General features: G+C 63.5%; 9 protein-coding genes and 1 pseudogene. 2 read left to right on the forward strand and 8 right to left on the reverse strand.

The window, feature by feature from the left end:
• Nucleotides 1-45: 45 nt before the first annotated feature.
• Nucleotides 46-1,053: a Gfo/Idh/MocA family protein gene (locus V6766_RS07490; protein WP_448465060.1), complete on the forward strand. Its 1,008-nt coding sequence runs from the start codon at nucleotides 46-48 to the stop codon at nucleotides 1,051-1,053.
• Between the two features lie 14 nt (nucleotides 1,054-1,067).
• A complete protein-coding gene (locus V6766_RS07495; RefSeq protein ID WP_448465062.1) occupies nucleotides 1,068-2,132 on the forward strand; it encodes a Gfo/Idh/MocA family protein in 1,065 nt (354 codons plus the stop codon).
• 480 nt (nucleotides 2,133-2,612) lie between these two features.
• On the opposite strand, the gene V6766_RS07500 is transcribed toward V6766_RS07495, so the two are convergent.
• The 8 genes and pseudogenes from V6766_RS07500 to V6766_RS07535 form a co-directional block, all read right to left on the reverse strand.
• The gene (locus V6766_RS07500; protein ID WP_448465064.1) at nucleotides 2,613-3,266 is read right to left on the reverse strand and encodes a ThuA domain-containing protein; all 654 of its coding nucleotides are present in this window, start codon (nucleotides 3,264-3,266) and stop codon (nucleotides 2,613-2,615) included.
• 1,081 nt (nucleotides 3,267-4,347) lie between these two features.
• Nucleotides 4,348-4,506 (reverse strand): annotated as a pseudogene (locus V6766_RS07505) (DapH/DapD/GlmU-related protein); the annotation flags it as partial.
• A gap of 419 nt (nucleotides 4,507-4,925) precedes the next feature.
• Nucleotides 4,926-5,936, reverse strand: coding sequence for a hydroxyacid dehydrogenase (locus V6766_RS07510; RefSeq protein WP_448465163.1), 1,011 nt, complete (start codon nucleotides 5,934-5,936; stop codon nucleotides 4,926-4,928).
• On the reverse strand, nucleotides 5,933-7,780 hold the full coding sequence (locus V6766_RS07515) for a DUF2264 domain-containing protein (protein WP_448465066.1): 1,848 nt from the start codon (nucleotides 7,778-7,780) through the stop codon (nucleotides 5,933-5,935). Before V6766_RS07515 ends, V6766_RS07510 begins: the two co-directional genes overlap by 4 nt.
• Nucleotides 7,781-8,818, reverse strand: coding sequence for an ABC transporter ATP-binding protein (locus V6766_RS07520; RefSeq protein ID WP_448465068.1), 1,038 nt, complete (start codon nucleotides 8,816-8,818; stop codon nucleotides 7,781-7,783).
• On the reverse strand, nucleotides 8,815-9,888 hold the full coding sequence (locus V6766_RS07525; RefSeq protein ID WP_448465070.1) for an ABC transporter ATP-binding protein: 1,074 nt from the start codon (nucleotides 9,886-9,888) through the stop codon (nucleotides 8,815-8,817). The genes V6766_RS07520 and V6766_RS07525 overlap by 4 nt, the downstream gene beginning before the upstream one ends.
• On the reverse strand, nucleotides 9,878-11,011 hold the full coding sequence (locus tag V6766_RS07530; RefSeq protein ID WP_448465165.1) for an ABC transporter permease: 1,134 nt from the start codon (nucleotides 11,009-11,011) through the stop codon (nucleotides 9,878-9,880). The genes V6766_RS07525 and V6766_RS07530 overlap by 11 nt, the downstream gene beginning before the upstream one ends.
• 19 nt (nucleotides 11,012-11,030) lie before the next feature.
• A complete protein-coding gene (locus V6766_RS07535) occupies nucleotides 11,031-12,020 on the reverse strand; it encodes an ABC transporter permease (RefSeq protein ID WP_448465072.1) in 990 nt (329 codons plus the stop codon).
• Nucleotides 12,021-12,034: the final 14 nt, after the last annotated feature.

Raw genomic sequence — 12,034 nt, forward strand, 5'->3', positions numbered from 1 at the left:
TTGAATACGGCCGGGGCAGAAGCCGGCCAGGATGAGGAACAAGACATGCTGAAATTCGCAGCCGTTGGTCTGGACCACGGCCATATTTTCGACCACGTGAAAGGGCTTCGGGCCGCCGGCGTCGCGTTTGCCGGCTATTGCCCCGAGACCACCGCCCCCGGTGTGGTGAAGGCCATGGAGGAGGCCTACCCCGACGCGCCGAAGCTCGACCGCGACCGGATCTTCGACGATCCCTCGATCGACGTCATCTGCATCGCCGCCGTGCCGGCCGATCGTGCGGGCCTTGCGGTGCGTGCCATGAAGGCCGGCAAGGACGTGATGGTGGACAAGCCCGGCCTGACCACCTTCGACCAGCTGGCCGAGGTTCGCAGGACGCAGGAAGAAACCGGCAGGATCTTTTCGATCTGCTTTACCGAACGCCACTGTGTCCGCTCCGCCGTCAAGGCCGGCAAGTTGGTTGAGGAGGGTGCGATCGGCCGGGTGATCCAGACCATCGGCACCGGGCCGCACAAGCTGCAGCTTGCCTCACGGCCGGACTGGTTCTTCGACCCCGGGCGTTTCGGCGGCATCATCGTCGACATCGCCTCGCACCAGATCGACCAGTTCCTGTTCTATACCGGCTCGACCAGCGGCGAGGTCGTGGCCAGCAGCATCGGCAATTTCGCGATGCCCGAAAAACCGGCATTCCAGGATTTCGGCGACCTGCTGCTGCGCTCCGACAACGCCACCGGCTATGTCCGCGTCGACTGGTTCACGCCGGAGGCACTCGGCACCTGGGGTGATGGACGGCTGACCATCCTCGGCACCGAAGGCTATATCGAACTGCGCAAGTACATCGACATCTGCGGCCGGCCCGGCAAGGACCACCTGTTCCTCGTCAACGGTGAGGAAAAGACCCACATCGACTGCAGCGAAGAGGAGCTCATCTATTTCCGCGCTTTTGTCGATGATGTCCGCGACCGCACCGAAACGGCGATGTCGCAGGCGCATTGCTATGAGGTCTGCCGGCTCTCGCTCGAAGCGCAGACCAACGCCGCCCGGTTCGGCGGCTAGAGAGGAAAACTGAAATGACCAGGAAATATCGCGTCGGCGTGATCGGCGCCGGCATCGCCGCGCGGCATCTGTCGGGCTTCGGGTGGAATCCGGACCTGTTCGAGGTCGTCGTGCTCTGCTCGCTCGACGAGGACCGCGGCCGCGCGCTCTGCGCCGAATACAAGATTCCCGACTACACCCGGGATGCAGAGACGCTGTTTGCGCGCGACGACCTCGACATCATCGACATCTGCACCCCGCCGGATTCACATTACGAGTTCTGCAAACGCGCAATCGAGGCCGGCAAGCACGTGATCTGTGAGAAGCCGCTGTTCGGCTCGATCGCCGATGTCGATGCGATGACGAAGATCGTCGGCGCCACCGACCGGGTTCTGATGCCGATCTTCCAGTACCGCTACGGCACCGGCCTGCAGAAGCTCAAATATCTCATCGAACGCGGGCTGACGGGCCGGGCCTATCTCACCACCATCGAAACCCACTGGTGGCGCGGACCGGATTACTACGCCGTCCCGTGGCGCGGCAAGTGGAAGAGCGAACTCGGCGGCGGGCTACTCGGCCACGCGATCCACGCCCACGATATGCTGAACTATGTCCAGGGCGCCTGCGCCGAGGTGTTCAGCCATGGCACGACCTTGGTCAATCCGATCGAGGTCGAAGATACCGCGACGCTCTCGGTGAAGATGGAAAACGGCTCGCTTGCCGCACTGTCGATGACGCTCGGCTCCCGCAAGGAGATCTCGCGCCTGCGCTTCTGCTTCGCAGATCTCGTCGCAGAAAGCGTGCTGGAGCCCTATACGATGGGCCGCGATCCCTGGGCCTTCACGGCCGGCACCGAGGAGCATCAGACCCGCATCGACGAGGCGCTGGCCGGCTACAAGGTGGAAGAGGACGGTTATACCCGCCAGTTCCAGCTCCTCCACAAGGCGCTCGTCGAGGGCACCGAACCACCGGTAACGCTCGAAGATGCGCGCCGCTCGCTTGAGCTCGTGACCGCCGCCTATCATTCCCAGCGCACCGGCATGCCGACGCCGATGCCGATCATGGCAGACCATCCGCTGTACCACTCCTGGCTGCCTTGACGGCCCCGGCCGGCGTCTGGCCGATCATGACCTCGGCCGGCGTGACAGCGAGCGCTTCGAACTCATGTCCGCGGGCGAACCGATGTCGGGAACGCTCTGGCTTCCCGACGGGCGCCGAAGGCGGCGGTCAGGCTCGTCCATGGTGACGGCGCCCAGGATCGCAGCTCGGCAGGCGGATATGCGCCGCTAGCGCAGGGCAACCCGTTTGAAGTGTTTGAGTTTTCCGCCGGGATCACCGGAATGGCACCGCGAGAAGAGGTCAGAACAAGATTTGGACCCGGTGACCGTTGCGACTTCGTTCGCATCCACGAGGATGGCAACTGTAACGCCAACGCTCTTTTGGCCACAGATTTGAGGAAGAACCGCTTGACCCTAAATCGACACCCGCAGCAGAAGGCGCTATCGATATCGTGCGATCGACAAGTCCATGAACCCGATTGAACATGAACCCGGGTCCGTCGGTGTGACGAGGCAGGACAATCAAAGCGCCCCGGCCGCCCAAAGCAGGCCGCGGGTCAGAATCAGGCGCACATTGGGGATTTCGAGTTCGTCGGCTGTGTGCCCGAGGGAGGAATAGAACACCCGGCCTTGGCCGTGCATGGTGGTGAATACCACCGGCATGACGACGTTCTTGCGCCAGGGGTGGAATTCGCCGGAAAAAGTTGTGGTTGCCAGCACCTCCACGGCCGGATCATAGTTCAGGTAGTATTGCTCCGATGTATGTTTGAAGGGCTCGATCCCCACCATGATCGGATGATCGGGACGGGTGATGTCGACCTCGTAAGAGATGATGTTGCCGGGATGGGAAACCCAGTAGCAGCTCGCGGCATAGCGGAAAGGCACGCTTGCCCGAAAACTGGTCGCAAGCCCCATGTGGTATCCCGCAAGCCCCGTGCCCGCCTGCACCGCGGCAATCAGCCTCTCCATCTTTTCAGGTTCGAGGATGCCATCCGTGATGACCGGCACCACGAGTGCATTGGAGCCGACGTCATTGGCGCCGAGCGCGTCGTAATCATCGGTTACCTGAACCGCGAAGCCATGTTTCTCCAGGATCTGACGGACGACTTCCGCGCCTTCCCTAGGCGTGTGCAGTTTCATTCCACCGTAAACAACAAGCGCCTTCCGCTTCGTCATGACCGTCGCCTCCTCAATTCCTGTTTCATAGTCCGAGACCCACGGCCTGCGTGCGATGGACGCCCTTCGGGACATAGCGGAAGACATCGTCCCGCTTCAGCAGCTTTGCCGCCAGATGGATGACCGAGAGCCACATTTCCGTGCCTTGCAGACCGGCTTCCTGGCCGTCGGCAAAGGCAAAGCCCTCGCCTTCCCGCCAGCGCGATGGCGCGCGAGTGATGATGGCGCGGGCGACAGCCTCGGCCTCGGCCCGACGATGATCCGTCAGGTCGAGACAGATCAGCAGCGGGTGGATGGTATCGAGCAAATTGCAGGCGGTATAGGTCGGGCCGCGAAAACCATCATGGTTGCGGTAGTTGGCGAGCACGGAATTGATCGCGGCCTCGGGACGGGGCACCGGCAGGCCGAACTGCGCATAGGTGCCTCTTGTCAGGCGATAGAAGCCATTGACCGGCTGCAGCAGGCCCTCCGAGGCCGTCGGCGACCCCCAGAGGCCGGTGCTCCTGTCGACATGAAGTGAAAGCCAGCCAAACAGCGTTTCCCGCATCCTGCCGGTCGAAAAGTAGCGCGCGTTGAAATAAAGGGCGGTTCCGATCGCATCGACGCAGGCTCCGGCCGCCCAGGCATTGTTCCGCCAGGGAAGGCTTTCCAGCCAGGCGCAGAGATCGGGAGCATCGAGCTCGACGGCGGCAACCCTGTGCTCCGGTTGGCCGCCGAGCACCTCCAACGCGTAGCCGGCAGCGAGGATGTTGTAGAGCGCCAATCCGTCCTCGCGCAAGGGAAGGCCCGGCCGCGGCGGACGGCTGGGGTCGGGGAAAAGACCCGTTTCGGGATCCTGTATCGCCTTCAGCGTCGTTATCGCGGCTGGAATGTCGAGCCCTTCCGGACGTTCATCGAGGCCCGCCGCGATTTCGATCGCATCGCAGAGGTGTCGGATGCTCGCCCGCTCCTGGCCGTCGGCCTCGCGTGAGACATAAAACCCGTCGCGCAGGTTCCTGTTGAGGATCGCTTGCCATTCTGCCCCGATGCTGTCGCCCACGGTCCGGAGGGCCGCTTCGATGTCGGTATTCGATTTCTCACCGCGCCGGCGGATCGGCTTTGCCGGCACGCCCCCGGCAATCGTGAAGGGCGGGACGTCGCGGGTGACCGTGGCGCCAGCGGCAATGACAGCGCCGTGGCCGATCCGGACGCCATCGAGCACCACCGCTTTTGCGCCGATCCACACGTCGTCCTCGATGACAATCCCCCGGCTTTCATGCGGCTGTCGCGCGATCGGGACATCGGGGTCCTCATAGCCATGGTTGAAGCCCATGATCTGGGCATGCGAGGCGATGCGGACATAATCGCCGCAGGTCACCTTGCCGGCAATGCAGGCATAGGCATTGACCGTGCAATCGGCACCGAGCGTGGCGTCGCCCCGGACGACGGCATAGCCGGCGATATAGGAATGAGCGCCCAGGACAAGCCTGTCGGTGAACACGGCAGCCTTTTCCGCGATATAGGCCGTATCGTCAATTTCGGCGCCCGATGTCTCTACCAGGCGAGCACAGCGCGCGCGGTGGGCGGGGGAATCGATATCGTCCGGCGTGCGTTCCCAAGTGAGGAACTGCAGCCGCGCTTCTCGGGCGGCCATGTCGACGCCATCCCTGAGTTTCGAATTCATGCCGACCGTTCCAGCAGTTCGGGTTGGATTGCATGTTCCAGGGGGCGGCCGGCTATGAACCGCTCGATCTCGCTCACCGCCATCTCGCCCAGCCGCAGCCGCTCCAGCCCGGCGGCACCGGCAACGTGCGGGGTCAGGAACACATTCGGCAGAGTATAGAGCGGAGATCCGGCCTCAAGCACTTCGGGCGCCGTGACATCGAGGATGGCGCTGATCCGGCCGCTCTCCAGTTCGCAGATCATCGCCTCGTGATCGACCAGCATGCCGCGCGCCGTATTGATGAATGTGGTGCCATCCCGCATCTTGGAAAACTCCGCGGCGCCGATCATGTGCCGGGTTGCGGGCAAGGCCGGCGCGTGGAGCGAGATTGTGTCCGATTTCCGGAGCAGGGTATCGAGATCGACAAGCCTTGCCGTCGCGGCCACAGGATCCTCAGCCGTCACATAGGGATCATGCAGCAGGACATCCACATCAAGCATTTCAAGCAGCTTGGCCACCTTGCGCCCAATGTGCGAGGCGCCGATCAGGCCGACGGTGCGGCGATAATTGCCGATCGGCTCGCTCATCAGCGCCCAGGTCGCCGCCCTGCCACGGTCGCGGCGGTAGATGTCGCTGAGCTCGAACACCCGCTTGTTGGCGAAGATGATCGCGGCGAGCGTGTATTCGGCCACCGGCACGGCGTTGGCCGCCGCGGCGTGGGTAACGGCGATGCCGGCCGCATAGACCGCCTCATCAATCGTGTATTTCACCGTTCCTGCCGCATGGGCGATCAAGCGCAATCGCGGAGCAAGCCGCAGGACCTCCTCCCCGACAAAGGGAGACCCCCAGCCTGTGACCAGGATGTCGGTCTCGGCAAGAAGATCGCGCGCCTGCGGCGTCGTAAAATCCTCCATCGGGGTTTCGGAGAGGATGTCGCAGTGCCGGGCGAGCCGGTCGAACAGCCGCTCATCGAAGACATGCTGGGTCTTCTCCGCAGCCATGGCGAAACTTATGCGTGGGCGCATCAGTACCTCTCCGCGATATCTATGGCGCTGACCGTGATGCCTGCCCGCCTGAACAGCGCCTCCAGTTCGCCGAGATCCGGCATCGCAGGCGCCTCGCCAGGATCGACACCGGCGAGCGTGGCCGAAACGGCAGTCGCCAGCACGGTCGTTCCGGCCGGAATGTCGCCGATCAGTTGCGGCACGATGGTCTTGGCGACGACCAGATTGGTGTTCGGCAGGGCCTTTTGCGCACGACCCTGGCGCTTTCCGTCCGGCGAGATATCGAGGATCTGGCTGAAATCGGTTTCCGAGAGAGCACGCGCAAATCCGCCCGCCTCCTCGCAGCGGTCGGCGTCGAGATCGGCGCGCGCGATCGCAAACCCGCCCTCGGTTGCATGCAGCGGGCGCGGCGTTTCGATCCGGTGGACCCGCACATGCCAGTCCCCGGCCGGAATGAGCCAGGTCTCCACCGTCACATCGTCCCAGGGTTTCCACCGGGCAAAGAGCGTGTTGCCTGCGATCTGCGCGACTTCATTGTCCTCGCGGACGCGGTAGTGACGCATATCGTCGGAAAGCGCCAGCATGCCGTCGAAGGCGCCGCGCTCATAGCCGCACTCGTCAACCTCGACCGAGAACCCGTAACGCGAGGAATAGACGAACTTGGCATATTTTTCGGCGCCATGCCGCATCTGGTGGTTCTGCTGGCCGCTGGAAAGCGCGACGACATTGCCTTTCTGATGCTGCATCACCATGCCCGGATGCCGGAGCGGAACCGGCTCGCCCTCGAACCCGGCCTCGACCTCTTCGGCCTGCCAGAACGGGTGTTCGGCTCCGAGCGCCAGTGGCAGGAAGGCCTTCAGCGCCCAGTAGGGTGAGCCCGCCGAATTGTAGCTCTCGCTCATAGACAGGTTGGGATAGCCGTAGCCGATCGAAAGCACGCCGTCGCGGTCGGCAATCGGATGGCGCGACCACCAGCGGAGATGCCGCATGAAATGGCCCTTGATCTCGCCCCAGGGCAGCGCCTCGACATCGGCAAAGGCCAGCGCGCCCCAGAAGCCGCCGCAGGCGAAGCGGTAGGTGAGGCTGCGACCAAAGGCGAGCGTGCCGCCGTCGTCATCGAACCAGTGGCGGATGTCCCTGGCAAACAGCGCCGCGCGCTCCCGATAGGCGTCTGCTCGCGCATCGCCTGGTTCGGCGAGCTTCGCGTAGATCAGGCCGTAGAAATGCATGGCGAAGGGAATGTAGTGGTCGATGCGGCGGACATTGCCGTCGCGATACCAGCCCTCGCCCAGATAGAAACCGTCAAGCTCCTCCAAATATTGCTCCGTCAGTGTCCGGTCGAAATCGACGTCGACCCGCTCGAGCCCCATATCCACCAGGATGCGGAAGAATTTCCAGTTGTTGTTGGCATAGGCATAGCGGCGCAGGCTCTTCAGATAGGTCGCGATATTGTCCTTTGCCTTTCCGGGCAGCGGGTCCCAGACCTTTTCCGGAACCATCCGCAGCGTGAAACCGATCGCGGCCATCTCCACCATGCGCTGGTCGGTGCGCTCGACCGTGCCCCAGAATTCCGGGTGGTCCGGATCCATGCCATTGGCGATGCCTTCGCGAAAATAGTCCCAGTGGTCGAAGGAACCGCCGCCAGCGGCATAGGGCGTCAGCCCCCAGAGTGGACGGGCGAAGCCTTCGACATCGGCGGCGATGCGGTCGAAATGGGCGGCGTTTCCACTCAGCCGGACACGAGCGCGGCCTTCGGAGAAAAACGGCAGGAGCGGATTGAAAAGCGCGTGGAGCGCCTGCTCGACATCGCCTCTTGTCTTGAGCTGATTCGCGGAAAGGGGATTTGCGGTGTTGGGATCGTAGGTCATCTAGGCATAGGTTCCTGTGGCAGGGCTATCGGAAAAGGCGCCGTTGAGTTCGATCGTTTCGGCAAAGTGACAGGCGGCCTCGCTCGGCCCGCCATTGATCGGCCTGAGCACCGGCTTCTCCGTCCGGCAGCGGTCCTCGGCGAATTTGCAGCGCGTGTGGAACGGACAGCCCTCCAGCCGGTCGCCGAGGAAGGGGATCTCGCCCTTGACGGTGTCGTGCCGCTTGGCGCGGCGGGTCGGGTCGGCGATCGGCAGTGCGTCGAGCAGCACTTCCGTATAGGGATGGCGGGGTCGCTCGAACAATGCCTCCGTCGGCGCGCTCTCGACCACATGGCCGAGATACATCACCACCACCCGATCCGCGAGGTAGTTCACCACGCCGAGATCATGACTGATGAAAATGTAGGTCAGGCCGAAATCGGCTTTCAGGTCCTCCAGCAGATTGAGAATCTGCGCCTGGATCGAGACGTCCAAGGCGGAGACGGCCTCGTCGGCGATCACCAGTTTCGGCTCGAGCACGAGCGCGCGGGCAATGCCGATCCTCTGACGCTGGCCGCCGGAAAAGGCGTGCGGGAAGCGCTGCAGCGCATCTCTCGGAAGGCCGACCTTTTCGAGCGTCGAGACCACCCGGTGTTCCAGCTCCGCCCCGCGGGCAGCCCTGTGGATGCGCAGCGGTTCGGCCACGAGGTCGAAGACCCGCATATACGGATTGAGCGAAGACATCGGATCCTGGAAGATCATCCGGATATCGCGTCGCCACGGCTTCAGTTGTCGCTTCGACAGGCCGGACAGTTCGACCGCGCCGCCGTCCTGCGGATGATAGGTCACACGACCGGCCGAAGGGTCGACGGCACGCACGATGCAGCGGCCGAGCGTGGTCTTGCCGCATCCGCTCTCGCCGACGATCGCAAGTGTCTCGCCCTTTTCCACCCTCAGCGAAACATCGGAAAGCGCAGCGAGCGAGATCGTGTCTCCGAAAAGTCCCGACTTGAAGGTGAACACCTTTGAAAGGTTTTCGACTTCGAGAAGTGCAGTCATGCCTGTTCTCCTTGCATGGCGGCTCCGCTGCGCTTCTGCCTCAGGCCCGTCACGGTAGGAGCGTCATCATGGGTCAGCAGATGGCATCGCGCCCAGTGCGCCTCGCCGGTCGTCGTGCGCTCGGGATAGTCCCCGGCGCAAGGGGCGAAGGCATGAGGACAACGCGAGGTGAAGGCGCAGCCTTTCGGCCGGTTGCGCGGCGACGGCACATTGCCTTCGATCGGCGCCAACCGCTCGCGCTCGGCACGGCGGACCATGCGCGGAATGGAGCGCATCAGCGCCCGCGTATAGGGATGCTGCGGCGCCCGGAACACGTCGAAGACATTGCCCTGCTCGACGACATCGCCGAGATACATCACCGCGACCTCATCGGCGATCTCGGCGACGACGCCGAGATCATGGGTGATGAACAGCATCGCCATGCCGTATTCTTCCTGCAACGCCCTCAAGAGATCGAGGATCTGCGCCTGGGTGGTGACATCGAGCGCCGTCGTCGGCTCGTCGGCGATCAGCAGGTCCGGCTTGCAGGCCAGCGCCATGGCGATCATGGCGCGCTGGCGCAGGCCGCCGGAAAGCTGGAACGGATAGGCGTCCGCCCGCTGGCGCGCGCCCGGAATGCCGACCTGTTCGAGCAGGTCGACGGTCCGGGCGCGTGCCGCCTTCTGGTCGACCCGTTCGTGGATCATGATCATCTCGTCGATCTGATCGCCAATCGTGTGCACCGGCGACAGCGAGCTCATCGGCTCCTGAAAGATCATCGAGATCCGGTTGCCGCGGATCGCGCGCATTGCCGGGCTGTCGGGCTTCAGCGACACGATATCGACCGGCGCCTCGCCCTCTGCCCGGAACAGGATGCGGCCATGGCCGATCCGGGCGTTCCTGTCGAGGAGGCGCAGGATGGTGCGGGCGGTGACGGATTTGCCGCAGCCGCTTTCGCCGACGAGCGCCAGCGTCTTGCCGCGCGTGAGGGTGAAATCGACTTGGCGGACGGCTTCGATATCCGCCTCGTCGGGTGAGGAGAACACGATGCTGACATTCTCCATCATGAGCAGTTCTGCTTTATCGTCCATAGGGGTCTGCGGCATCACGAAGGCCGTCTCCTAGAAAGTTCATGGCAAGGATCGCGACGACAACGACGACACCCGGCGACAGAAGCCACGGCGCGCCTGCGAGCGTGCGAATGTTCTGGGCGTCCTGCAGCAGCGTGCCCCAGCTGACGATCGGCGCCTGCAGGCCGAGACCGAGGAAGGAGAGCGCCGTCTCCGCAAGGATCATCCCCGGTATGGCCAGCGTCGTTGCCGCAATGATGTGACTGGTGAAGGACGGCACCATGTGCTTGACGATCACCCGGTAGTCCGATGCCCCGTCAAGCTGCGCCGCGGTGACGAAATCCTCGGTGCGCAAGGCCAGGAACCGGCCGCGGACCACGCGGGCGAGTTCCGTCCAGCCCAGCATCGACAGGATGACGGTGATAGCGAAATAGGTCTGCAGCGGCCCCCAGTCGCGCGGGAAGGCAGCGGCAAGGCCGAGCCATAGCGGGATCGTCGGCAGCGAGCGGATGAACTCAATCGTGCGCTGCACGATGCCGTCGAAAAAGCCGCCGTAATAGCCCGAAAACCCGCCGATGATCACCCCGAAGAACAGGCTGAGGACCACGCCGACAAGGCCGATCGAAAGCGACACCCTGGTGCCGTAAACCAGGCGACTGAACTGATCGCGCCCGAGCCTGTCGGCGCCGAGCACGTAGAAGGGCGCGCGCGGTTCCAGCGTGCCGAAGAGCTTGCGGTTCATCGGGATGAAGCCCATCAACTTGTAGGGCTCAGACGGTACGAAGAAGCCCACCGGGTGGCGGACCTCCGGGTCGATCGTGAACACCCGGCGCAAGGCCTCGGGATCGATCTCGGTCTTGTAGCCGTTCACATAGGGACCGAACTGCAGCCCACCATCCGCATCGCGGGCAATGAAATGAAGACCCTGCGGCGGCGCATAGGTGTAGCGAGGATTGTAGGCGCCTGGCGAGGTCGGCGCGACGAACTCGGCGAAGATCGCAACCAGGTAGAACGCGATCACGATCCACAGCGAGACGAAGGCGAGCTGGTGCTGCTTGAAGCGGCGCCAGGTCATCTTCAACTGCGTTTCTCGCCCCGTCAGAGTGGCTTTCGCGGATGTCTCGACCGCCGCCGTCCCGGACATGTCCGTGGTGATGGTCATCTCAGCGTCCTCCATAGCGGATGCGGGGATCGATCCAGGCCAGGATCAGATCGGAGATCAGCGTGCCGATGACGGTCAAGACGCCGAGAAGCATGATGATGGCGCCGGCGAGATACATGTCCTGGGTGGTGAGCGAGCGCAAAAGCAGCGGACCGGCCGTCGGCAGGTTCATCACCACCGAGACCACGACGGAGCTCGAGACCAGCGTTGGCAACAGCCAGCCGATGGTCGAGACCAGCGGGTTGAGCGCCACGCGCACCGGATATTTCAGGATCGCCCGCCATTCGGGCAGCCCCTTGGACCGGGCGGTCGTGACATAGGGCTTGGTCAGTTCGTCCAGCAGGTTGGCCCGCATCACGCGGATCAGCTGCGCGGTTCCCGCGGTCGAGAGAACCAGGACCGGCGCCCAGGCATGCGCCAGGAAATCGAGAATCCGTTCAAGGTCCCACGGCGTGCCCTGAAGCTCGGGCGAGTAGAGGCCGCCGAGCGTCTGGCCGAAATAGATGTACCAGAGATACATCAGCACCAGCGCGAACAGGAAATTGGGAATGGCAAGCCCGACAAAACCGCCGATGGTGGCAAGATAATCGCCGAGCGAATATTTGCGCACGGCCGCATAGATGCCGATCGGCAGCGCCACGAGCCACATGACCAGCACGGCCAGGCCCTCGACGAGTACGGAATTGCCGAGCCGTCCCCAGATCAGGTCGGTGACCGGCGCGCTCCATTCGAAGCTGTTGCCGAAATCGCCGTGAAGGACGCCGCCGATCCATTTGAAATACTGGATGATGAAGGGATCGCCGAGACCGTATTGCCGGCGCAGCGCCTCGATGGTCGCCGGATCGATCCGGTCGCCGGCGGCACTCAATTCCGCCATGTAGCTTGTCAGATAGTCGCCTGGCGGAAGCTGGATGATTGCGAACGAAACGAACGAAACCGCCCAGATCGTCAACACCATCGCAATCAGCCGCCGAACAATGAAACCGAGCATGAAACTGACCCTTT

The organism is Martelella sp. AMO21009 (genome assembly GCF_053484295.1).